This window comes from Dyadobacter beijingensis DSM 21582, from assembly GCF_000382205.1.
GTDB classification, from domain to species: Bacteria; Bacteroidota; Bacteroidia; order Cytophagales; family Spirosomataceae; genus Dyadobacter; species Dyadobacter beijingensis.
The window spans coordinates 506,283-529,537 of the sequence record NZ_KB907789.1; the positions used below are offsets into that span (position 1 = coordinate 506,283).

General features: G+C 53.4%; 17 protein-coding genes. 5 read left to right on the forward strand and 12 right to left on the reverse strand.

The genetic code is table 11. From position 1 onward, the window contains the following. Positions 1 to 13 precede the first annotated feature (13 nt). The 3 genes from H144_RS0120660 to H144_RS0120670 all read right to left on the reverse strand — a co-directional run bounded on the left by H144_RS0120660 (position 14) and on the right by H144_RS0120670 (position 2,669). On the reverse strand, positions 14 to 475 hold the full coding sequence (locus H144_RS0120660) for a hypothetical protein (RefSeq protein WP_019944013.1): 462 nt from the start codon (positions 473 to 475) through the stop codon (positions 14 to 16). Between the two features lie 141 nt (positions 476 to 616). Continuing rightward, entirely contained in the window at positions 617 to 1,987 is a 1,371-nt protein-coding gene (locus tag H144_RS0120665) for a HAMP domain-containing sensor histidine kinase (protein ID WP_019944014.1), read from the reverse strand. After that, the gene (locus H144_RS0120670; RefSeq protein WP_026350872.1) at positions 1,971 to 2,669 is read right to left on the reverse strand and encodes a response regulator transcription factor; all 699 of its coding nucleotides are present in this window, start codon (positions 2,667 to 2,669) and stop codon (positions 1,971 to 1,973) included. Before H144_RS0120670 ends, H144_RS0120665 begins: the two co-directional genes overlap by 17 nt. Before the next feature lie 162 nt (positions 2,670 to 2,831). Here H144_RS0120670 and H144_RS0120675 point away from each other — a divergent pair, with 162 nt between their 5' ends. Next, positions 2,832 to 6,515, forward strand: a complete 3,684-nt coding sequence (locus H144_RS0120675; protein ID WP_229207956.1) for a BamA/TamA family outer membrane protein — start codon at positions 2,832 to 2,834, stop codon at positions 6,513 to 6,515. 122 nt (positions 6,516 to 6,637) lie between these two features. Here the strand turns inward: H144_RS0120675 and H144_RS0120680 are convergent, their stop codons facing one another. After that, positions 6,638 to 6,931, reverse strand: coding sequence for a hypothetical protein (locus H144_RS0120680; RefSeq protein ID WP_019944017.1), 294 nt, complete (start codon positions 6,929 to 6,931; stop codon positions 6,638 to 6,640). A 559-nt stretch (positions 6,932 to 7,490) separates the two neighbouring features. Here H144_RS0120680 and H144_RS0120695 point away from each other — a divergent pair. Beyond that, positions 7,491 to 9,617, forward strand: coding sequence for a type IA DNA topoisomerase (locus tag H144_RS0120695; protein ID WP_026350873.1), 2,127 nt, complete (start codon positions 7,491 to 7,493; stop codon positions 9,615 to 9,617). A 2-nt stretch (positions 9,618 to 9,619) separates the two neighbouring features. Here the strand turns inward: H144_RS0120695 and H144_RS0120700 are convergent, their stop codons facing one another. Beyond that, positions 9,620 to 9,862: a transcriptional regulator gene (locus H144_RS0120700; RefSeq protein ID WP_019944021.1), complete on the reverse strand. Its 243-nt coding sequence runs from the start codon at positions 9,860 to 9,862 to the stop codon at positions 9,620 to 9,622. Between the two features lie 186 nt (positions 9,863 to 10,048). Here H144_RS0120700 and H144_RS0120705 point away from each other — a divergent pair, with 186 nt between their 5' ends. Next, positions 10,049 to 10,894, forward strand: coding sequence for an aldo/keto reductase (locus tag H144_RS0120705; RefSeq protein ID WP_019944022.1), 846 nt, complete (start codon positions 10,049 to 10,051; stop codon positions 10,892 to 10,894). 18 nt (positions 10,895 to 10,912) lie between these two features. Then, a complete protein-coding gene (locus tag H144_RS0120710) occupies positions 10,913 to 11,662 on the forward strand; it encodes an SDR family NAD(P)-dependent oxidoreductase (RefSeq protein ID WP_019944023.1) in 750 nt (249 codons plus the stop codon). On the opposite strand, the gene H144_RS0120715 is transcribed toward H144_RS0120710, so the two are convergent. The 3 genes from H144_RS0120715 to H144_RS0120725 form a co-directional block, all read right to left on the reverse strand. Continuing rightward, a complete protein-coding gene (locus H144_RS0120715) occupies positions 11,663 to 13,021 on the reverse strand; it encodes an amidohydrolase family protein (RefSeq protein WP_019944024.1) in 1,359 nt (452 codons plus the stop codon). A 42-nt stretch (positions 13,022 to 13,063) separates the two neighbouring features. Further along, positions 13,064 to 14,230 carry a Gfo/Idh/MocA family protein gene (locus tag H144_RS0120720; protein ID WP_019944025.1) on the reverse strand — a complete coding sequence of 389 codons (1,167 nt, stop codon included), beginning with the start codon at positions 14,228 to 14,230 and terminating at the stop codon, positions 13,064 to 13,066. A gap of 116 nt (positions 14,231 to 14,346) precedes the next feature. Continuing rightward, positions 14,347 to 15,180, reverse strand: a complete 834-nt coding sequence (locus H144_RS0120725; protein ID WP_019944026.1) for a DUF481 domain-containing protein — start codon at positions 15,178 to 15,180, stop codon at positions 14,347 to 14,349. A gap of 57 nt (positions 15,181 to 15,237) precedes the next feature. On the opposite strand from H144_RS0120725, the gene H144_RS0120730 reads away from it, so the two are divergent. Continuing rightward, complete coding sequence (locus H144_RS0120730; RefSeq protein ID WP_019944027.1) at positions 15,238 to 18,627, forward strand: DEAD/DEAH box helicase; 3,390 nt, start codon at positions 15,238 to 15,240, stop codon at positions 18,625 to 18,627. Here H144_RS0120730 and H144_RS0120735 read toward each other — a convergent pair. From H144_RS0120735 to H144_RS0120750, 4 genes are read right to left on the reverse strand one after another with little or no spacing between them, the layout of a single operon-like run. After that, positions 18,624 to 19,766, reverse strand: a complete 1,143-nt coding sequence (locus H144_RS0120735; protein WP_019944028.1) for a glycoside hydrolase family 18 protein — start codon at positions 19,764 to 19,766, stop codon at positions 18,624 to 18,626. The two genes, H144_RS0120730 and H144_RS0120735, sit on opposite strands and share 4 nt — an antisense overlap. A 30-nt stretch (positions 19,767 to 19,796) precedes the next feature. After that, positions 19,797 to 20,969 (reverse strand): fibronectin type III domain-containing protein, encoded by a 1,173-nt coding sequence (locus H144_RS0120740; RefSeq protein WP_019944029.1) that lies wholly within the window; start codon positions 20,967 to 20,969, stop codon positions 19,797 to 19,799. Between the two features lie 55 nt (positions 20,970 to 21,024). Further along, complete coding sequence (locus H144_RS0120745) at positions 21,025 to 21,927, reverse strand: magnesium transporter CorA family protein (RefSeq protein ID WP_019944030.1); 903 nt, start codon at positions 21,925 to 21,927, stop codon at positions 21,025 to 21,027. A gap of 49 nt (positions 21,928 to 21,976) precedes the next feature. Beyond that, complete coding sequence (locus H144_RS0120750) at positions 21,977 to 23,245, reverse strand: NAD(P)/FAD-dependent oxidoreductase (protein ID WP_019944031.1); 1,269 nt, start codon at positions 23,243 to 23,245, stop codon at positions 21,977 to 21,979. Positions 23,246 to 23,255 lie beyond the last annotated feature (10 nt).

Genomic DNA, 23,255 nt, shown 5'->3' on the forward strand with positions numbered 1-23,255 from the left:
CAAGTGTGCCGGGTTACCGCAGACTGCCCATATCGGCCAGCGACGACACCCGGATCATATCGGCGTTGATCATCGTCACGCCTGTTTTTTTCAGCACCGGCAGCGCGTCCAGGCTGCTTTTGGTGAGTTTCGGGATACCGTATTGCTCCGAATAAGCAATGAAATCCGTTTCGTAGTAGTCGAGGAAGTTCCGCAGGAGCGCCAGTTTGTTTCCGTAAAAAAAGTCGATCTTAATGCTCGTCAGTTTGTCGGAATAGCTATCTTTCAGCATCCTGCATTCCTGCCAGAAGCTTTCCGAAACGAGTTCGTATTCCTTTTCGCGGTAGGTCGAAAAAAGCAGGTCCTGGATATCGTCGGCTACGTGGAACAGGTGTGTAAAAATAATCCGCACCTCATCCTGAACGTCCCTGACAATGGCCTCGGCGATCTGGATGCCCTCATTTGTAAAGTCCGTAGGTATCACCACTGTTCTCATATAATGCTGTCGTTTTAGTTAACAAAGCGTTGATAGTCAATTGACAATACAATGTTACAGCAACGATATTAGCCCTGAATAAGAGCTACATTATAATACGGTGAGAGACTTATTAAAACGGAATGAGAATATTAAAATGAATTAAGAAAACACGGAATACTTGAATGGCAGGAAGGTAATGAACTGCGTCCCTTCCTCCACGCGGCTGTGCACCTCCACCTTGCCCTGGTGCATGCGTATGATGTTGTGCGTGAGAGGCAAACCAATCCCGTAGCCCTTGTACCGCGCCGTGTTGGAGGCCCGGAAAAACGGCACGAAAATCTGCCCGATCTCGCGATCGGGGATACCGATACCCTGGTCGGCGACCTCCACGATCACGTATTTGGCGTCCGCGCTGATCCGCACGCGCACCGGCTTGTTGTCGGAGTATTTGCAGCTGTTGAGCACGATATTAGAAAAAGCCGCTTTCAGCAATGCGAGGTTACCCAGCACCACCAGTTTCGACTCATCGTCAGGCAGCTGGTCAAAATCGATTGTCACGTGGTTATCAGGCATAATGCGGTCTGCCGCTTCCTTCACGGACAAGATCAGCTCGTCGATCCGCACCTCTTCCCAGTTCTCTTTTTTACCATCGAATCCCGTTTGCGCGAGGCTGAGCATACTGGTAGTGAGGTGTTCCAGCTTTTCTACCTCCTTGTAGATATTGAGAAACGACTCTTTCGCCCCTTCCGGCAGCCCAGGCATGGTCATCCCGAGTTCTGCCTCCCCGCTCACGACAGTCAGCGGCGTCCGGAATTCGTGTGAGGCATTGCTCACAAAGTTGTTTTGCATTTCAAATGTCACTTCCAGGCGGTCGAGCATATCGTTGAAAGTCCTCGAAAGCGCCTCCACGTCGTCGTCGGTAGGTTCCACCACGAGCCGCTGGTGCAGGTTATGGGCGTTAATTCCCTTCACATTGCGGATAATGCGGCGGATCGGTTTGAAGATTTCATTGGAAAACAGCTTGCCCAATGTAAACACGAACACCATCGCGATAATAAAACCAATGATCAGCAGGTTTTTCAGGTTGGTCATTTCCTGCATGCCATATGTATCCAGCGCCGACGATACGACCATGATTTTGCGCTTGTCGCGCGCGATCCGCAACACCACATAGGAAGTGTCATGATTAAAAAACCGGGCAGGAATATCCCCCTGGGGCGCTTCGAAGAACGACGAAGGCAATGCCAGCCGCTTCCGCGTGGCCTCGTCGGTCGGGTCGGGCAGGATGCGGTGCTTCTCGTAAGGCAAACTGCCCAAATGCCGCTCCTTGATATCGTAATAAATGGAGGTCAGCGATTTGTTTTCCTGCAATCCCGCATGGCCTACAATGTCCGACCGGACTTCCAGGCGGTGGAAAAAGCCCGAGGAAATGCTTTCCGAGGCAAAAAAATACACGAAAATGCTCAGCGCCAGGATAATCCCCGCCGACAATGCCGTGAAAATAAGCGCGATCTTATTTTGTATCCTCATACGACTGACGGACCACATACCCCATTCCGAAAACAGTGTGTATCAGCTTGATATCGTAATTTTTATCGATCTTTTTGCGGAGATAGTTAATGTACACGTCCACCACGTTGGTACCCAGGTTGAAGTTGATATCCCACACATTTTCAAGGATTTCCATCCGGTTCAGCACGCGGTTGGTGTTGGATAGCAGGTATTCCAAAAGACGAAATTCGGTAGCCGTGAGCTCGATAGGCTGCCCCCCGCGTTTAACGGTCTTCGTAACTTTGTCGAGAATCAGGTCGCCGAGCGTAAGTACCTTATCGTTTTTCTCTTTTTCGGGCTCCTTGCCGCGGCGGATAAGCGACCGCAGCCGCGCCTCGAGTTCAGCGAGTTTGAAGGGCTTGGTCATGTAATCGTCCGCGCCCGCGTCGAGGCCGGAGACGATATTTTCCGTCGTGCCGAGGGCTGTAAGCATTAATATCGGCGTCGTCACCTGCGCATTCCGCGCGCGGCGGCAGACCTCCATCCCGTTGATGATCGGGATCATCAGGTCGAGGATAACCACGTCGAACTGGTGTTGCAAAACCATTTGCAAGCCCGACTGGCCGTCCATGGCGATCGTAATTTCGTGGCCGTTGGCGGCCAGGCTTCGCTGGATGAGGGATATGACATTCGGCTCATCTTCGATGAGCAGGATCTTCATGGGTAGCTTGGAAAATGGCATTGCAATCTCTTTTTGATCCTGTAAGGTATAAAAAAACCGGTTGGCAATATATTTTTCCAACATTTACGTTGGTTCCTCCATTCCAACGGGCGCGCATAACTGCTAAATTGTAAATGTTTTTACACGCAACGTCCCGAAACCTTGGATACACTTCTACCTGGTACCCCTAACGACCTCAAAATCCGCGTCCAACGCATTGTCGCATCGCTCATATTGCTGCTGACAGCCGCTTGCAGCATGTACGCCGCCGATTTCAAGGTCATCCTCACCGGCAACACGGCAGACCTCGAAAATGCGGCCGAAATTTTCCCCGTGATCGAAAACTACCTCGCCTCCAAACCCGGCCCGCTGCTCTGGGTTTTCAATGGTGACGCTTTTCCTGCGCATATGTCCGTTGAGCAAGTGGCCGACTGGAAAAGGAAAGCCAATGCATTGCTCGACCAAAATCCAGACCTGCACATGCTCATGAACCAGGGCGACCGCGAATGGCACGACTCGGGTAAGGATGGCTGGAAGCGCGTACTGGCTTTGGAGAAAGCATTGGAGCAGGAAAAACACCCGCGATTCCAGCTATTTTTCAGCCACGGCTGCCCCGGCCCGTGGACGGTTTCTTTCCCCATGCTGGAAGTTGTCGTGATCAACTCGCAATGGTGGAACCACCCTTATGATAAGCCTAAACCGTCGTCCGATGCCTGTACCATTGCCGATACGGACAATTTCATGGAAGAACTCGAAGGCATTCTCGACGAGACCACCGATAAAAACGTGCTGCTGCTCTCCCATTTCCCCATCGAATCACTTGGCAAGTATGGCGGCCGCTTCCCGGCAGGCGCTTACCTGGCCCCGCCGCTCGTGGGCAGCGCCATTGTCGGTTACCGGCAGAATATCGGTACCAGCCTCGACATTGTGAATGCCAATCTGGGGCTTTTCCGGTATAAACTGAATGGCGTTTTGCAAGATTACGGGTCGATGATCCTCGCCTCCGCCCACGAGCGCAACCAGTCGATCGTCCGCCGGGACAACAACTATTTCATCAACAGCGGCAGCATCGGCGGCGGCAGCTACGTCGCTCACAGCAAAAAAGCCTCATTAGCCTCATCATCAACGGGTTTAATTGAAATAACATACTCCCAAAACGGTGGGATCCGCTACCAGCAATGGGATGTTTCGGGAAAAGAACTTACCAAAACCAGGGCCGGCCAGCTGTTCGCATCCGCCTGCGAAACCGGGGCAGATGGGCTTACCAATGCGCTTTTCCAGCCCTGTAATCCGTCAGTCAAGCCGTCCGACAAGATGGAAACGCCCCACCCTGGCCTTGCCACCGTGGCGGCCGGAAGCGAGTATGCGAGCAAGCGGTTCAAGGAAACCTGGTTCGGAAAGCATTACCGCGACTCTTGGACCATACCCGTGAAAGTGCCTTACCTGAATTTGGACACTACATTCAACGGTCTCGTCATTGCCGGCAAAGGAGGCGGGCGGCAAACGACTTCGCTCAAACTCGTGGCGGGCAATGGCAAGGAATATGTGTTCCGTTCGGTGGACAAGGACCCATTCCGCGCGCTGGCGTACGAGCTGCGCGGGACGGTGGTTTCGCAGGTATTGAAAGACCAAACGTCTACACAGCAGCCGTACGGCGCCATGGCCGTAGCCCCGCTGCTCGACAAGATCGGCATTCTCCACGCCACGCCTGCGCTTTATGTTTTACCCAAAGACAATAAACTGGGCGCATTCCGGGACAAGTACGGTAACCTTTTCGGGATGCTCGAAGAACGCCCGACCGATAAACTGGAAAAGGGAAAGGTGTTCGCCGGCGCCAAAGACATCGAAAAAAGCTTCAAACTTTTTAACAAACTCTACCACGACCATGATAACCGGGTAGACAAGCCGGAATTCGCCCGCGCCCGGATGTTCGACCTCTGGATCGGCGATTGGAGCAAGCACGAAGACAACTGGAAATGGGCAGGCTTCAAAACCGGTGACGGCGAGGTGTACCGCCCCATCCCCCGCGACCGCGACCACGCATTCTCGCGCTGGGACGGCATTATCCCCTGGCTTGCCGACCGCGAATGGGGCGTACCCAACGGCGAAAACTTCGGGGAACGCATTCACGGCCTCCGTAGCCTCATGTGGCAGGCCCGCCACCTCGACCGGTTCGTAGGCAGCGAGCTCACCAAAGCCGACTGGGTGAAAGCCGCCAAAGAGATCCAGGATGCGGTGACCGAAAGCGATATTGCCGCGGCCGTGCACAATATGCCGCAGGAGATTTATGACAAAGACGGCCGGATCATCGAGCGGAAATTGAAAGCGCGTATCGGTGACCTGCAAAAATATGCCGCTGAATATTATATGCTGCTGGCAAAAGAAGTGGACGTCGTCGGCTCCAATAAAGCGGAGTATTTCAAAGTCACGCGGGGGCCGGACGGACGGGTGACAGTGGGAATATATAATGTATCCAAACAAAACCGCCAGCCCGATTCCTCCAAAATTTACTATCAGCGTACATTCGACCCCTCCGACACGAAGGAAATACGGCTGAATGGCCTTGGCGGCGACGATGTATTCGATATCCAGGGCAAGGCGGAGCGCTCCATTCTTGTGCGCATCATCAGCGGCGGTGGCAACGACCGTGTGACCGACGGCTCCGAAGTGGCCAAAGGCGGCAGGCAAACGCTCATCTACGAAAAAGACCCGAACCCCGACCACCAGCTCGGCACGGAAGCCCGGGAAGTGAAGCCACTCGACGAGCGTTTTTATGAATACGACCGCAATGCATTCAAATACAACACCTACCTGCCCATCGCGCTTTTCACCTACAACCCGTTTATCGGTTTTGCCGTGCACGGCGGCGTTTCGTTTACACGCCAGCATTTCGGTAAGCCCGATTTCTCTTCGAAGCATTCGCTCAGCGCATCGGTCAGTGTGAAGGGTAATTATGATTTCACCTATTCCAACCAGTTCAGACATCTGGTGGGCAGATGGGACGGCATCTCGAAAATCAGCCTCTCTCGGCCGCTTGAATACAATTTCTTCTTCGGTGTCGGTAATGACACGCCCAAAAACAACGAGCTGCCTTCTAACTATTACCGGACGCAATACAACTCATTCCTGGTCTCGGCCGGGCTGCTCCGCCAGTTCTGGAAGCAAAGCAAAATCGAGGTGACTGCCACTTACGAGCTCGACGAAGGCATTAAGCGAAACAACAGCTACCTTGCTGACCATCCCGATGTTTTCGGCGTGGAGCACCTGCACCTGATCTTCGCCAAAGGCATCCTCAACCTCGATTTCCGGGACCGCATCGCATTGCCTGAACGCGGCTTCCGCTTCCAGCTCACACAGCAGGTGGGCCACGTCTCGCAATCCCGCAACGACCTCGCCTCCATTTCGGAGCTCGACATCGAGCAATATCTCTCGACCCACAGCAAAAACCCGCTTACGCTGGGCCTGCGCCTGGGAGGCGGCATTGCCAAAGGACAATTACCATTTTATAAGCTCTTCTCGCTCGGCCAGCTCAACGACCTGCGCGGTTTCAAGCGCAACCGCTTCACCGGTGAATCCAAAGGTTTCCTGAATACCGAGCTGAGATGGCAGCTCACGCAAACCCAAAACACATTCGTCCCACTCAAAATGGGCGTTCGGGCATTTTACGACGTAGGAAGAGTGTGGGCCAAAAACGACCCCGACGGCGCCGGATACTGGCACCAGGGCTACGGCGGCGGGTTCTATATTACCCCATTCCGCGAACAATTCGCATTCAACATCAGCGCCGGCACCTCGAAGGAAGAGTCGCTGCTGCTAATGATTTCAATCGGAAGCTTTTTCAGGTAAGGTGGCGCGAAATAGCGCGGAGCTCCGATATTAAGCGATAACCCACAAAAAAAAGGGAGAAAAGCTTCTCCCTTTTTAAAACCATCAATCAATCTTAACCGAACCTATTCAGGTTCAATTACTTACTTCGTAGTTACACTTTTCAATTGGAGGTCCACGATGGCCGCTTTTTGAGCAGCGCTGTGTTTGTTGGTGTCAGTTGCCAGTTTCTCTTTTTGCGGAGCAGGTGTTTCCAATACAGGAGCCGATACCGGCAATGCGTTCGTTACAACCGCAACTTTGATTTTTTCTTCAACTGTATATGTAGAATTAACATTGGCATAAGCTGCGCTAGTCACGGCCACCAGGGCGAGAGCTAGCAGGTTTTTTGCATTTTTCATTGGTAATAGTGTTTTGTGTTTTTCTTTTGTTCTCATTCGTATTTCGAGTACAAATATACTACAATATTCTGAAAACAAACGTTCAATACATTTAATAACAAAACATTATAGAACTCGCAAACCCCTTAAATCTCTATTTCATACCCTTTCCAGTCGTGTAAATAATAGTACTATTCGAAGAACATAATTTTAAAAGTCACTGATTTTTCAAAAAAGTCGCCTCATAAGATTTCGTTGCGGAAGTTCGTAGTGTTACCTTATTGTTAAGTGATATTAAACACTTTAATTTTATTTCAAATCATCCTCGCAAATCCAAATAATATTTGGAGTGTATTATACCAATAGCCAAAATCACGGAAGAATCGATCCGTAAAAACCGAAAAGGCCGAAATTTTTTTGAAAAATTTTCTAAAAATTTTTTCACAGATTGATTATCCGGTCGGAATACGGCCGTTCCGGGACCGCTTGCGGACATTTTCCTTGCCGCTACCCAACCCCTGCGGGCAGCAATTCTGGGTAAAATTGCCCATCTTTGCAGCCCTCGAATCGGATTGAAACGGACAACGCGGCAACGCGGCGACCACCAGCGGAGATTATGAAAGTTTGCATTGCGGAAAAACCCAGCGTAGCCAAAGACATTGCGGCGGTGATCGGAGCCGGCCAGCGCCGGGACGGTTATTACGAAGGCAACGGCTATCAGGTTACCTGGACGTTCGGCCACTTCTGTACATTGAAAGAGCCGCACGACTACACCGATCGCTGGAAATCGTGGCGGCTGGAAGACCTGCCGATGATCCCGTCGAGCTTCGGGATCAAGCTCATCGACAATGCGGGCGCTTTAAAGCAATTTGGCGTGATCGAAACGCTCGTGCGCAATTGCGAAGAGGTGATCAACTGCGGCGATGCCGGCCAGGAGGGCGAGCTCATCCAGCGCTGGGTGCTGCTCAAAGCCAAATGCACCGTGCCCGTGAAGCGACTGTGGATTTCCTCCCTCACCGAACAGGCCATCCGCGAAGGTTTCGATAAACTCCGCGAGGCCGGGCAATACGACAATTTGTACGCCGCGGGCAGCGCGCGCGCCATCGGCGACTGGCTGCTGGGCATGAATGCGACCCGGCTATTCACGAAAAAATTCGGCGGCGGTAAGGCGGTACTTTCCATCGGGCGGGTACAAACCCCTACCCTCGCGCTCATCGTGCAGCGGCAGAAGGAGATCGATGCGTTCGTGTCGGAAGAATATTGGGAGCTTAGAACCGTTTACCGCGACACTGAGTTTACCGCTACGATCGACCGCATCCGGAATGTAGAAAAAGCCAACAAAGGCCTCGCGTACCTGCAACAGCACGATTTCGAAATAACCGCATTCGAAAAAAAGGAAGGCAAAGAGGGCAATCCGCGGCTTTTTGACCTCACTTCGCTGCAAGTGGAGGCCAACAAAAAGTACGGCTACTCGGCAGAGGATACTTTGAAACACATTCAAAATCTCTACGAAAAGAAATTTGTCACTTATCCGCGTGTCGATACCACTTATTTGTCGGAAGATTTACATCCGAAAGTAGAGGGTATTTTGCGTGAGCTCACCTATTATAGCCAATACACGGCGCCGCTGCTGGCCAACCTGCCTATCCCGAAATCCAAAAACGTTTTCGACGACAAAAAGGTAACCGACCACCATGCCATTATCCCGACGGGCGTACTGCCCGGGCATATCAGCCAGGACGAAAAGCGCATTTACGACCTGATCACCCGCCGATTCATCGCAGTTTTCTATCCGGAATGCAAGGTTTCGAATACGACTGTTCTTGGAGTGGTCGGACAAGTTGAGTTTAAAGCAACCGGCAAGCAAATCCTCGAACCCGGCTGGCGGGAATTGTACGTCAATGAAAAGGACGCCAAAAAGGAAGGAGAGGAAGAAAAGGTAATGCCGATTTTCGAGGTGGGCGAACGCGGCCCGCACGAGCCGCGCGTGCATCAGGGTAAGACCACGCCGCCGAAAGCTTACACCGAAGCCACATTGCTGCGGGCGATGGAAACGGCAGGCAAGCAGGTCGAGGACGAGGAAATGCGCGAGTTAATGAAGGACAACGGCATCGGCCGCCCTTCCACCCGCGCGAACATTATCGAAACGCTTTTCAAGCGGAAATACATCGAAAAGAAGAAAAAGAACGTCCACGCCACACAAACGGGCATAGACCTCATCGATACCATTCAGAACGAACTCCTGAAAAGTGCCGAGCTGACCGGCAACTGGGAGCGCAAGCTGCGCCTGATCGAAAAAGGCGAATACGCGATGGATACCTTCAAGCAGGAGCTGATCGAAATGGTGGTGCAGCTTACGCACGAGGTTAAAAACGAGCGCACGCGGTCTATTACGATCGCCGAGGAAGCGCCTGCTGTCCCGGAAAAAGAGGAAAAGCCCAAAAAGGAGCGCAAGCCGCGCGAGCCGAAGGAGGAAATTTCCATCGAGGCGCTGCATTGCCCTAAATGCAAAGACCAGCTCCTGAAAAAGGGGAAAACGGCCTACGGATGCAGCAATTTCCAGGTTTGCGGGTTTAAAATACCCTTCGAATTCCTGGGCAAAACACTGACTGAAAAGCACATTTTCGACCTACTCAGCAAAGGCAAGACGGCCAAAATCAAGGGCTTGCAAATCCCCGGCAGCCCCGACCCTATCGACGCGCGACTGGTGATGAACGGCGACTTCAATTTCGAAGTCGGCTGACGCTACATGGGCGTATTGGCGGTCTCTACGTAAGGTAAATGAAAGGTAATGCCCGAAATCTGGCATAACGCCAGGAATTCAGAGAGATTAGGCATTCCGCCCTGTCGAAGGATTTTTTCATAAGATTTCTTCTGAATACCCGCCTTTTCAAGTTCTTCTTCCAGGTTAAGGCCTTTAACCTTCACTATTTCCTTGATATCCTCGACCAATTCTTTGGCCCGGGTTTCAAATACTGTCGTTTCCATTTGTTGATGATGTATGGTTTGGCTTCAAAAAGAACAAAACCGTGCCAACTGCCGCCGCCCCATTCCCGCCCCCAAAGCTGGTGGCCTGACATTTGCTTCGCGAAAAGTGAGTACGGGCACGCCTATTTCAGTGAATGAAAAATGCCTTCCCAAAGTTTTATCCGAACAACCTTTAACGTCATTCCAATGAGCAACTATCATCAACACGACGGCACATTCAAAATCGGTGGCGACATCGAAATCAAACGGCTCGGCTACGGCGGCATGCAGCTGACCGGCCCCGGCGTATGGGGCGAAGCGCCCGATCGCGAGAATGCCAAAAATGTACTTCGTGCGGCACTCAAAGCGGGTGTCAACTTCATCGATACGGCCGACTCCTACGGTCCGCACACCAACGAAACGCTCATCGCCGACGCGCTCCATCCCTACCCGCTCGACCTGCTGATCGCGACCAAAGGCGGTTTCGAACGTACCGGACCGAATCAATGGCGTGTGAACGGCCATCCCGACCATATCCGGCAGGCTATCGACGGCAGTTTGAAAAGATTAAAAAAAGAAGTGATCGACCTGTGGCAGCTGCACCGTGTCGACTCTCGTTACCCGGTGGAGGAGACGCTGGGGCCAGTGGTGGATGCCGTAAAAGCGGGTAAAATCCGGTACGTGGGACTGTCGGAAGTGGATGTGGAGCAGGTCAAAAGGGCGGAGAAAACAGTCCCGATCGTGTCGGTGCAAAACCTGTACAACCTGGGCAACCGGCAATGGGAAAGCGTGCTCGACTATACGGCGGAGCGCGGGCTGGCCTTCATTCCGTGGTACCCGCTGGCATCCGGGCCGGATAAGTTGAAAAGCAAGATTTCGGGCATCGCGGAGAAACACCATGCCACCACTGCGCAAATTGCACTGGCCTGGCTGCTCAAACGGTCGCCGAATATCCTGCTCATACCCGGTACCAGTTCGCTCACCCACCTGGAAGAGAACATGCAGGGAGGCAATATCGCATTGTCCGACGAGGATTTCGCCGCATTATCCTGACCTAAAAACGAAGGCCTTATGCCCAAATACGACAACAAAGCCGTGATCGTCACCGGTGCCGGAAACGGCATCGGGCGCGTCGTGGCGAGCTACTATGCCCGCGAAGGCGCATTGGTGGCGCTTTGGGACCGCGATCCCAAAGGCTTAAAAAACATCCGGGATGCATTGGAACGGGAAGGTTTCAAAACCATCACGCGGACTATCGACCTCACCAACCCCGACGAAATCGTCACCGCATTCGAAGAGGACAGCAAGACGCTGGGACGCATGGATGTGCTGATCAACAATGCAGGGCTTGGACGCACAAAATCTCCCTACGAACTACCCGTCGACGACTGGGATTATGTACTGAATACCAACCTCCGCGGTTCGTTCCTGTGCGCACGCGAGGCTGCCAGGTACATGCGTACGCAAGGCAAGGGCGCTATCGTAAACATCGCGTCCACCCGCGCGCTGATGTCCGAACCAAATACCGAAGCCTACGCGGCATCGAAAGGAGGCATTCTCGCATTGACGCACGCATTGGCCATTTCCCTTGGCCCCGACCATATTACCGTCAATGCGATCAGTCCCGGATGGATCGAAACTGGCGATTACAGCCAGCTGAAAGCATCCGATCATGCCCAGCACCCGGCCGGCCGCGTTGGCAAGCCCGATGACATCGCACGCGCCTGCCTGTACCTGACCGACCCTGAGAATGATTTCATTACCGGCGCCAATTTCATCATCGACGGCGGTATGACGCGAAAGATGATTTACGAAGAATGATCAATGTTTCTCAATCTTCTTAAGCTCGGCATCGAGAAACGGTTTGGGAAGCCATCGGGTACCGATCATCACACCTTCAATGGTTTTGGTATTGCCGATATTTTCCAGCGGATTCGCCGTCAGCAGTACCAGGTCGGATACATTACCGGCTTTGATGGCGCCGGAATTGGGTTTATTCAAATAGCCGGCCACATTTACCGTGCCGGTTTTCAATGCCTCGTAGGGCGTCAGACCGGCGTCTACGAGGTATTTTAGTTCATGGTGCGTAGCGAAACCCGGTACATTGAGCACCTGCGGTGCATCGCAGCCGAGCATAAGCTGCACGCCGCCTTTCTGGCAGGCCAGGATCAGCTTGCGGCGAATGTTTACGAATGCCTCCGCGCGTTCTTTGCTGAACTTCGGGTTGTTGACATAACTGTTCTTTGCATTCAGCCAGTTCTTCTTCTCGTCCGCTTTCATATACTTCCATTCCGGGTCGTTTTCGTAAGCCGATGCCGGTAACGGCGACAGCCAGCGTTCTGCGATCGCCTGCGTCGGGACCACGCGGATGTTTTTGTCTTTCAAACCCCTGATAAGCTTCGGAATGCGGGTTGTATCGGCCGCATAGGCGATCCACGTGCCGAAAAGGCCGGTTTCCTGCTCGGCGAGCGTGTCGGTACCGGGCACGATCGCTTCCACGAAGCCGTCGAGGTGATCGATCGACGAGTAACCCGCGTCGATGGCCGCCCACACGCCCACGGCGAACGAAACGTGGCCAACCATGCCGATGCCAAGCTCTTTGGAAGTTTTGGCAATGCCCGGAAAAGTCTCCTTCGTAAGTCCGGGCAGTAATTTCAGGTAATCGTATCCGGCCGCTTTTTCCTCTTTCACCATTTCAATGCCCCGAGCGGCGGTCTTTACCGTCTGCCCGCTGAATGCCGGGCCGGTCGTGTAGAAATTCGGTCCCAGCACTTCGCCGCTGCGCACTTTTTCGCGGAGTTCGAGGTGCTTCGCATTGCCGAGCATGCCGCGGATCGTCGTGATTCCATTGGCCAGGTAGAGCGTCAGCACATCCTTCATCGGCCCGAAATCTTCGATAGCCGGCACATGCGCATGCATTTCCGACCAGCCGGGCATGAGGTACTTGCCCTTCGCATCCACCACGAGGGCGTTAGCGGCAGGTTTTGTATTGGTATTAATGGAAACAATCTTACCGTTCCTGACCACGACCGTCTGATCTTTCAGCACCGTTTCGCGGTCCATCGGGATCACATTCACCGATAGGAACACAATATCACGATCGACATTGCTCACAGGCGCCTGCGCGAAGCCCGCCTGGGCACTCATGAACCCGAAAATCAAAATCAGTCTGCGTACCATAGTTGTGAAGTGTTGGAAGTGATCAGGAACAGGGCAATCGTATTAGCTCACCACCGAAACATTCTGCGCATTCTTCTGCGCTTTCAGGCACAGCTCCGTCGCCAGGAAACAATGCTCCTGCGACATCGCCGTTTCGGTGCGGTTCAGCACGTCGTCCACCAGCTGGCGGCCGTAAGGCAGCTCCACCTTGCTGCAATCGACGTAGGTCGTTTCTTTGTTATTCACGACAAAAAGGTGGTTGCCGCCATCGCGCCCGCCGATATCGATATTCTTGCGGATCTCGATAAACCCTTCGGTGCCGAGCACGGTCAGACGTCCGTCGCCCCAGGTTTTCAGGCCGTCGGGCGTAAACCAGTCGACGCGGATGTATCCCGAGCCGCCATTTCCGCGGAGCATGGCATCACCAAAATCTTCGAATTTGGGATATTGCGGGTGATTTACATTGCCTACCTGCGAGGCTACCACCTGCGCTTTGGTAGAGTTTGTGAAAAACAAATATTGGTCGAACTGGTGGGAAGCAATGTCGCAGATAATACCGCCGAACCGTTTTTTATCGAAAAACCATTCAGGCCGCGTGTTCGCATTCATGCGGTGCGGGCCGAGACCGATCGTTTGCACCACCTTACCGATAATACCTTCCTTGATGAGCTCGCCCGCCTTCACCGTGGCGCGGTTTTCGAGGCGCTCGCTGTACATGATGGAGTAAATCCGCTTCGTTTCCTTCTGCACTTTACGCACTTCCGCGAGCTGTTCGAGCGTGGTGAGGCCCGGCTTGTCTACCATATAATCCTTGCCCGCCTTCATGACGCGCACACCCAGCGGCCCGCGTTCGTCGGGGATGCCGGAGCTGAGGATGAGCTGAATGGATTTGTCTTCCAGGATTTCCGCCTCGGATTTGGCCTGCTTGGCGTTCGGGTAGCGCTTGGCAAATGCCGCGGTAAGGTCCGCCTCTTTGGCATAAAACGAAACCAGCTCGCCGCCGCCCCGCGTCACGGCCTCCACCTGCCCGTAAATATGGCTGTGGTTCATCCCGATCACCGCGAATTTAATGCGCGACTCCACCGCAGGCGCGAAAGCAGGGCCATCGGCCACGACGGTTTTGACCGATCCGTAGGCATCAGGCGTCAGTTGCGGAAACATGGCCAGCCCGGCGGCCGAATAAAGCGAATTGCGCAGGAAGTCACGGCGATTGTCCTGTTGGTCTCTCATTGCTCGATTTAATTGTAGTGAATACTTAGTAAAGCACATTTTCGGCAGATATAATGTGCTGTTACAATGGACAGTATTCTCCGCCTTTTTCCCTGACAATCCGTTCCCGGAATCGTCTATTTATTTCCTATTGAAATCCCAAAAGTGATGCGCGAGTCGTTGCGCTTACGGCCCGTTTCGACTACACTTTCATAGGAGTTCTCGAAACTTGTCCGGAGTGTCACCCATTTGTTCAGCGGCAGTTCGGCAGAGAGAATCGTGTTCCAGCGCACGTTCGACAGGTCGTTCAATGCGGGCTGGATGAATGTGAGGTGGTTGAACCGGAATTTATCCGACAAGAACGAATGCTTTCCCTTGATTCGGAACGAGTTACGGATCGTCGTTACCGTGGCCTTTTCGAAAAAGTTGGTCGATTCGTACAGCATTGCGTCGGTGAGGCTGAGGTCGTGGGATTTGCTGCGCAGCACGCGGTAGCCTATGCCCGCACCGGCCATTTGCCGGAGGTCGATCCGCCGTAAATTGCTCGTCTCCAACGCCGCGAGGCCGAAAACGTAGGTCCGCCTCTTTTTAAAAACATCCACAAACAGATCGAGATAACTATCGCGCTCGGCGAGGATGCCATTCTGTTTTCCGTAGGTAAATCGCGGATTGGTGGCAATGTTGATCACGGGCCCGCTGAATATGAGCTCGGCGCGGAGCACCATCAGGCTGCGGTTCACGTTGCCGCGGGTGAAGTTACCGTCGCCGATGAAGCGGTAACGGACGGTGTCGATCAGCACGCGGGGCGGCGCCAGGGCCGTGTCGGGCTTCGGGGCGACGAGCGAGTCGGCCGGGACCAGTTTCAGGCCCGTCGTATCGGGTTGGGCATCCTGGGCCATCGCAGAGGCCGAAATAAGCGCAATTAAAAAAGCGGCAAGCGGGAAGAAACGGTAGCAGTTTAGTTTTTTCATCACGGCAATTTTGCAAAATAATGGTGCCAAAATAGCATCAGTTGGTTAATTTGCCCTATGAACCAGAATGATCCCGCCGGAACGCCAGCAGCCGGAATGCACAACTTTATTTTCCTCGACTTCAACATTTCCGACCTGTCCGTTTCGCATATCCTGAACAACAGCGCCGAAATGCCGGCGACCGAGAAACGGGGCTTTTTCGACATTCAGCCTTACGAGATCGACATCGATTATGCCGCATTCCGCGTGCCGGTGTCGCTTACGGAGACGTTCAAGGTGGTGATGAAGCAGGACCACCGGGCGGTAAACCTTTACTGCGAATGCACCCGCCCGAAGCGTAAACTATGCCCGCACCAGAGCCAGGTTTTGTATAACTTCCTCAACCGCCGCGACCTCCGTGCATTCTTTGATAAAAAGCTCCGGCACGAAAAGATCCGCGAGGAAGCGGTATTCTACGGCCTGGAAAACGAAGCCGACCTCGACCCCTATTTCCAGCTGGAATATGCTAACCGCGAATTACGCATCAAACCGAAACTGAAAGAGCTGATCCCGCTCGACACCCTCTCGCTCGAAGCGATGCAGGAGCAGCTCGGCGCGGGTACCACACCCACGCTGCCAGGCCCGAAACCGCAATCGCCCGATACTAAGCCCATTGTCGCGATCGGCCTGAACAAGTACTATGATCATTTCTTTATGGAAATGTATGAAGCGCCGGTGACGCGCCAGGGTAAGCTAAAAAACCCGTTCACGGCGCTCAACCCCCTGGAACAGATCTGGAAAACGCAGGAAACCGACGTGATCAAATTTTACACGGCAGTGGCCTCGTTCCTGAATAATTACCGTAAAAAGAACCCCGAAACCGACCTGCCCGGCCTGCATTCGGTGGCGCAAAACCCGCTGAACCTCGATTTCTACTACCATAACCCGTCGGTTTCCGACAATATCAATGCCGCTTCGCTCCTGCCCGTGAAGCTGGCGTCCACGCCAACCGACCTCGTGCTGACGATCGATAAGAAGGACCCTTTCTTCCAGGTCCGCGGCGAGCTCGTACTGGACAATGTGCACCTTGACCTCGAAAGCGTGCAGTTCCGTTACGACTATTTCGTGTTGTACAAAGATTCGCTGCACCTGATCGAAAGCCAGGACATTCTGCGCACGCTGCAGTTTTTTAGGCAGCATAACCAGCGCATTTACATTCACACGTCCAAATTCGAGACATTCCGGGTCAATCTGCTATCGAAGCTGGGGAGCAGCATCCGCATCAACTATACCTACGTGAAGCCCGCCACACCCGCGCAGCGCGAAGAACAGGGTTTCGATATGAATGTGCAGAAGCTCATTTACCTGGAAGACGTGGGCAACTACATAACCATTACGCCTGTGCTAAAATATGGCAAGGTGGAAGTGCCGCTGTTTTCCCCGAACGACATTTACGCGCTCGACAACCACGGCAACCCGTTCATGGTCAAGCGCGACGAGGAGGCCGAGCTCCGTTTCGGCAGCGCCGTCATGCGGCAGCACCCAGATTTCGAAGAGCAGCTGGGCCGGCCGTTTTTTTACCTGCACCGCGCCCGTTTCCTGAGCGAAGACTGGTTCCCGAATGCATTTGAGGAGTGGCAAAACCAGGGCGCGACGATATTAGGTTTCAACAAACTGACCAAAAACCGACTGAACCAGCACAAGGCGCGCATTTCGGTGCACGTGGAGAGTGGTATCAACTGGTTCAATACGACGGCCAATGTAGAGTTCGGAAAGCAGAAGGTCACCCTGAAACATTTGCACAAGGCCGCGAAGAACCGCAGCAAATATGTGGAACTCGGCGACGGCACGCTCGGCATCCTGCCGGAACAATGGGTCGAAAAATTCGCCCGGTATTTCGAAGCGGGCAGCATTGCCGGCGAGGTGATCCAGACCCCGAAGATCCGTTTCGCTTCCGTCGAGGAGATGTACGAAGGCGCAATGCTGGACCGCGCCGTGCAAGAGCAGATTGCATTTTACCAGACGCGGTTCGATGATTTCGATAAAATCCAGCCGGTACCTGTGCCGCGGACGCTCAAAGCGAGCCTGCGCAACTATCAAAAACAGGGGCTGAACTGGCTCAACTTCCTCGACGATTTCAATTTCGGCGGCTGCCTGGCCGATGATATGGGCTTAGGTAAAACCCTGCAAATCATCGCGTTCATATTGTTGCAAAGAAAGAAACAGGTACGGAATACCAACCTCATTATCGTCCCTACATCCCTTATTTTCAACTGGCAGGCGGAGATCGGGAAGTTTGCGCCGGGCTTGAAGCTGCTAACTATCTACGGCGCCGACCGCGTGAAGGACGTCACCGGTTTCGACCGGTACGAGATCGTGCTTACGTCCTACGGCACATTGCTTTCGGACGTGCAGTTTTTGAAAAAATACCAGTTCAACTACATTATCCTCGACGAATCGCAGGCCATCAAAAACCCCGAATCGCAGCGGTACAAGGCCGTGCGCCTGCTGCAATCGCGGAACCGGCTGGTCATGACCGGTACACCGGTTGAAAACAATACCTTCGATCTGTACGGGCAGCTGTCGTTTGCCTGCCCCGGCCTGCTGGGCAGCCAGACGCAGTTCCGCAACCATTTTTCAATCCCGATAGATCGGTTCAAGGACAGCGAACGGGCTGCGGAGCTGCAAAGGCGGATCAATCCGTTCATTTTGCGGCGTACCAAGCAGCAGGTCGCTTCCGAGCTGCCCGAGAAAACGGAAATGGTGATCTACTGTGAAATGGGCGAAGAGCAGCGCAAGGTGTATAATGCGTACGAACTTGAATTTTTCAATTTCCTCAATACCAAAAAGGAAGGCGATATCGAACGCAGCCGCCTGCACGTGTTGCAGGGCCTTACCAAGCTCCGCCAGATCTGCAACTCGCCCGCGTTGCTCCGCGACGACCTCTATTACGGTGATTCATCGGCAAAAATCGATGTGCTCATGGAGCAGATCGAGGACACGGCGCCGTGGCATAAAATACTGGTATTCTCGCAGTTCACCTCCATGCTCGACCTCATCCGGCCGAAGCTCGAAGAACGCGGCATCGGCTACGAATACCTCACTGGCAAGACCCGCGACCGTGCCGCGCGCGTGGAGAACTTTCAGACCAATGAGCAGGTACGGGTGTTCCTCATCAGCCTCAAAGCCGGCGGAACGGGCCTCAACCTCACCGGGGCCGATTACGTGTACCTGATCGATCCGTGGTGGAACCCGGCCGTCGAAAACCAGGCCATCGACCGCAGCCACCGGATTGGCCAGCAGAAAAATGTGATCGCCGTGCGGCTCATATGCCCCGGCACGATCGAGGAGAAGGTGATGGAATTGCAGGAAACAAAAAAAGACCTGGCCAATGACCTCATCAAAACCGATACGGACGTGCTGAAATCACTGACCAGGGCCGATTTGCTCGCGCTCGTGTCGCGCTAGTCGAGGTTTTTGTGGATCTCGTTGATCAGGTATTCTTTCGGGTCATTGAAATACTCCCAGAAAAATATCCCGGCCAGTTTGTTCTTTTTCACGTATTTACATTTGGCCTTGATCGATTTTTCGTCGTCGTACGTGATGAGCACTTTCGTGGAATCGTTGAACAGGTAAGGTGCCCTGGCTTTTTTGTCGTAATACTTTTTGTAGCCGTTCTGATCGATCATGGTGTCTTTCAGCTTGGTATAGCCGCCGCCCTGCACCGATTTGACGCGTTTGGCACCCAGGCCGTGATTTTCCGTCGTTTCTGCTTCCCAGCCTTTGCCATAGAATGCCGCGCCCAGCCCGATTTTGCTCGCTGGAACGCCCGCCGCAATGAAATTCTTCACCGAACGGTCGGCTGAGGAACCCTCACCGGAAGGATCGTAATCATGGAGGTTGGTATGGTGCCCCACGGTGCCGTTGCGGCCGCCGTAGTCGTAGGTCATAATCAGCACATAGTCGAGGTACGCCTGCGCCAGGCCCATTTCCGTATGCTCGATAAAGGATTTCGAGCCTCCTACCGCTGTGGTGAGCAGGTATTTCTTCCCTTTTTCTTTTTCCAGAATATTCAATTCATCGCGTATCGCCTTGAACATCAGGGTAAAATTCTGCTTGTCTTCGGGCCGGAAAATGTTGCCTTCCTCGCCGCGCATACCGGGGTATTCCCAGTCGATATCCACGCCGTCGAGGTCGTACTGGCGCACGATGTCCACACTCGATTTCGCGAATTTCAGCCGTGAGGATTCCGTCAGCACGGCATCGGAAAAGTTTTCGCTCCACGCCCAGCCGCCGATCGAAATCACGATTTTGAGATCGGGGTTGATCTTTTTCAATGCATTCAGTTTACGGAAGTTCGTCGAATCGGTGGCCAGGTTGGTGAGCACGGCCATACTGTCCTGCACATTCACGAATGCGTAGTTAATGTGCGTCAGCTTTTCCGCATCGATTTCCTCAACGTTGGCCAGCCCCCGGAAGCCGCCGACGTAGCCATTTACAATGTACTTTTTCTTCTTTTGGGCCAATGTGGCGCCGGACATCAGCAGGCACAGCAAGAGCGCCGCGAGTGGGAAGCTGCGGGAGCAGTTTGAGCGTGAGATTCTCATAGGGTCAGGAAAATTTAGGTTTAGGATATATTAAAAAAGCAATATACGCTTAGATGTTACTTCTTTCCCTGTATCGGACACTATAATATAAATTCCCGCCGGCAGCAATGCGAGGTCCATGCTGCCCCGCTGCCTGATCTTCCGCGAACGATGCGCTTTCCCGGCCATGTCATAAACGGTCACCAGCGCGTCGGCAATGCGGTTCAGCTCGACTACCAATATACGGCCCGCAGCGTAAATCCGATGCGGATTACCCGCCGGTTCCAAGGCGGTGATAACGGACGCCGCGCGCACGATCGCCAGCAGGCTGTACGGAGAGTCGCCGCCTGCATTACGGGCTTTGATGCGGTAAAAATAATCCGCCGGTTCCAGTTCCGACCGGTCTTCGTACTGCAATGTGGCAGCCGGCAATTTGGCAATTTGTGCAAAGCTCCCCTCTCCTTTCGCCCGTTCGATCACCACTTCCACGGCATTGTCGGCCGGCTTGGCCCAGCGAAGCTGAATGAGGTCCGGCGCCGTCGGTACGGCTGTAAAATTCGTCGGTGCGGGCGGCACCGGTATGTTTTGCGTTTGGGCTGAACCTGCATTACTATATGCCGACGGCCCGATCGCATTCACGGCGCGCACGCGGTAGTAGTAAGTCGTGGCGGTTGTGAGGCCTGTGCTTTGGTAGGTTGTCGCATTGGCGGCGAGGTCGGCAATTTTGGTAAATGATGTTCCGTTTGGCGAGCGCTCTACCTGGTAACCAGTCTCGTTGTTCGCATTATCCGTCCATTTCAGGTCGATCTGTGAAATGGAAACCGCCGTTGCCGTCAGGTTCGAGGGCGCAGCGGGCGCCACTTGCAGCGTGGTGGCATTGGCAATATTGGAATAGGCTGATTTGCCCGATGCATTCTTTGCGAGTACACGGTAGAAGTAGCGTGTGGCTGGTGCGAGACCGGTATGCTGGTAGGTTTTTACATTCGGACCGAGGTCTGTGAGTTTGGTAAATGTTTGCCCGTCGGCAGATCTTTCCAGCTCAAAACCTGTTTCGTCCGTCGCATTATCGGTCCACGCCAGGTTGATCTGCGTCGCCGAAGCGGCGGTTGCCGTGAGCGCCGTCGGTGCCTTGGGAATGGCCGCCCAAGCGGGTGCGGGAAGCAGCTGGACGAGACAATGCAACAGAAACAGCGAAAACAGGCGTCGGGTAAGGGTTTGCTTCATAGATTCGGGACGATAGGGAGGCAAAAATAGGGGTTAAATGCATTGATGCCACGCATTACAGCCATCCCCGCCTTTTAAACCACACATAAATACCGAAAGTGATGGCACCCATGAGGATCATTACGCCGGGATAACCCCATTTCAGGCGCAGCTCGGGCATAAAATCGAAGTTCATCCCGTAAATGCCGACGATGAATGTAAGCGGCATGAAAAACACGGAAAATACCGTAAGCACCCGCACGATCTCATTGGTCCGCTGGGAAGAAATCGAGAAATAGACCATTACCAGATGGTTCATATTCTCGAAAAGCGTGTCGTAAATGTTGTGAAGCTTCACGTACAGGTCACGCGTGTCGCGCGTGTAGGTGTTCGAATGGCCGGGCTTATCCATCTTGTCCACGATGTCGTGCGAGAGCATGAGAATGCGGCGCGTCACTTCCACCCTTCTTCTCAAATAGTAAAGTCCTTTCAGCAGCGATGCTTTCCGGTTTTTGAGAAACATATTTTCCTCGTAGTACTCAATATCCTTCGTCAGCTTCTGTGACGGCGCCTCATAGGTGGCAATGCAGCTTTTGATGATCTCGTTCACTAAATGTAATGTATCCTCGCAATCGTGCTGGTCCACCTGGTTTTTCAGGATCGCTTCGGGGCCGTCCCACTGCCGCTTGTGCATGGTAATGACGACGTCCTTGGTGATGAAAATGGCCAGCTTATCGGTCAGCTCGGCCACGGTATCGGCCTCCGCGCCCACGGTTTCGCAATGCATCCTGAAAATAATGAAGACATATTTGCCGACATCCTCGTATTTGGGCAGGTGATCGGGTTGCAGCCAGTCCTTGATGGACGATTCGTGCAGCGCATACTTTTGCCTGATCTGTTTGAGTTCGTCGTCGTCCGGGTTCGTCACGTCGATCCATTCGAACGGGTAATGTGACGAATCTGCAATGGTCTGGATCATAGGGCAATACAACTAAATTTTACAGTGTTAAATTAAATACGACCGGTCGTTAAGCCGGCTTTTCCGGCTTGGCGTCCATGATGAACCGCAGCGATTGGTCACGCGTGAAGAATGCCACCATCCAGTTGTAAAGCGTCTTGACCTGGTTCCGGTAGCGGATCAGCGAGAACAAATGCACAACGAGCCAGAGAAAGAAAGCGATAAACCCCTTGAAATGCAAGCGCGGCAGGTCGGCCACAGCTTTGTTGATCCCGATAATGGCCATCGTCCCCTTATCGACATACCTGAATGGCCTCGGTGAGCGTCCTTCCAGCCATATCGGCAGATTGTGCGCCAGGTTGCGGCCTTGCTGGATTGCCACCTGCGCCAACTGCGGATGGCCGTTCGGGAAGTTTTCGTCGGCGTCCATGTAACAAATATCGCCAATGGCAAAAATGTCGGAGAAGCCTTTCACGCGGTTATACGCATCTACCAGCACCCGCTTACCCTTGCCCAGCACGTCCGCGGGCAGGCCGGGCAATGCCGTGGCCGTCACCCCCGACGTCCAGATAAGCGTTTCCGTTTCGATGGTTTTGCCATTGGCGAATGTTACAACCCCATGCTGGTAATCTTTCACGGCATGGTCGAGGAGTACCTCGATGCCCAGGCCGCGCAGTTCTGCCAGCGTTTCTTCCTGTGACTTTTTACTCATGGGGTTCAACACCACGGGCAATGCGTCCACGAGGTATATCTGCACTTCTTCCCTTTTTAATTCGGGGTAATCTTTTTTGAAAATACCCCTGTGCATTTCGGCCAGCATACCCGAGACCTCCACACCCGTGGGTCCCGCACCGGCCACTACGATCGACAACAGTCGCTTACGCGTCGCCAGGTCGCGCTCTTTCACGGCCTCTTCTTTGAGCCGGAGCACGTGGTTCCGCAGCGCCAGCGCATCCTGGACGGTTTTCATGGGAACGGCATTCTGACGGACATTCTCCATGCCGAAATAATTGGTTTCGGTGCCCGTAGCAAACACCAGGTAATCGTAATGAATGTCACCGCTGTCTGTGGAAATCCTTTTTTCTTCGGGAAAAACTTCCCGGAACGCCCCGAAACTAAACCGCAGGTTGTCTTTCTCCTGAAAAAACTTGCGGAACGGGTAGCTGATATTCGAGGCTTCGAGAAAGCCCGTGGCTACCTGGTAGAGCAGCGGCGGAAAAAAATTGTAATTGTTCTTATCCACCAATACAATCCGAAATGCCTTGTTGCGGGACAGTTTCTGGGCCAGATTAATGCCCGCGAAACCGCCTCCGACGATTACTACTTGCTTTTGATCCATAGCGCTATGC

Bases quoted from the DNA above. Each gene is read 5' to 3' on its own strand.
- H144_RS0120670 (WP_026350872.1), bottom strand. From the start codon at position 2,669: ATGAAGATCCTGCTCATCGAAGATGAGCCGAATGTCATATCCCTCATC.
- H144_RS0120700 (WP_019944021.1), bottom strand. From the start codon at position 9,862: ATGGAAACGACAGTATTTGAAACCCGGGCCAAAGAATTGGTCGAGGAT.
- H144_RS0120665 (WP_019944014.1), bottom strand. From the start codon at position 1,987: ATGAGGATACAAAATAAGATCGCGCTTATTTTCACGGCATTGTCGGCG.
- H144_RS0120680 (WP_019944017.1), bottom strand. From the start codon at position 6,931: ATGAGAACAAAAGAAAAACACAAAACACTATTACCAATGAAAAATGCA.
- H144_RS0120745 (WP_019944030.1), bottom strand. From the start codon at position 21,927: ATGATCCAGACCATTGCAGATTCGTCACATTACCCGTTCGAATGGATC.
- H144_RS0120705 (WP_019944022.1), top strand. From the start codon at position 10,049: ATGAGCAACTATCATCAACACGACGGCACATTCAAAATCGGTGGCGAC.
- H144_RS0120725 (WP_019944026.1), bottom strand. From the start codon at position 15,180: ATGAAAAAACTAAACTGCTACCGTTTCTTCCCGCTTGCCGCTTTTTTA.
- H144_RS0120720 (WP_019944025.1), bottom strand. From the start codon at position 14,230: ATGAGAGACCAACAGGACAATCGCCGTGACTTCCTGCGCAATTCGCTT.
- H144_RS0120710 (WP_019944023.1), top strand. From the start codon at position 10,913: ATGCCCAAATACGACAACAAAGCCGTGATCGTCACCGGTGCCGGAAAC.
- H144_RS0120730 (WP_019944027.1), top strand. From the start codon at position 15,238: ATGAACCAGAATGATCCCGCCGGAACGCCAGCAGCCGGAATGCACAAC.
- H144_RS0120715 (WP_019944024.1), bottom strand. From the start codon at position 13,021: ATGGTACGCAGACTGATTTTGATTTTCGGGTTCATGAGTGCCCAGGCG.
- H144_RS0120660 (WP_019944013.1), bottom strand. From the start codon at position 475: ATGAGAACAGTGGTGATACCTACGGACTTTACAAATGAGGGCATCCAG.
- H144_RS0120735 (WP_019944028.1), bottom strand. From the start codon at position 19,766: ATGAGAATCTCACGCTCAAACTGCTCCCGCAGCTTCCCACTCGCGGCG.
- H144_RS0120750 (WP_019944031.1), bottom strand. From the start codon at position 23,245: ATGGATCAAAAGCAAGTAGTAATCGTCGGAGGCGGTTTCGCGGGCATT.
- H144_RS0120695 (WP_026350873.1), top strand. From the start codon at position 7,491: ATGAAAGTTTGCATTGCGGAAAAACCCAGCGTAGCCAAAGACATTGCG.
- H144_RS0120740 (WP_019944029.1), bottom strand. From the start codon at position 20,969: ATGAAGCAAACCCTTACCCGACGCCTGTTTTCGCTGTTTCTGTTGCAT.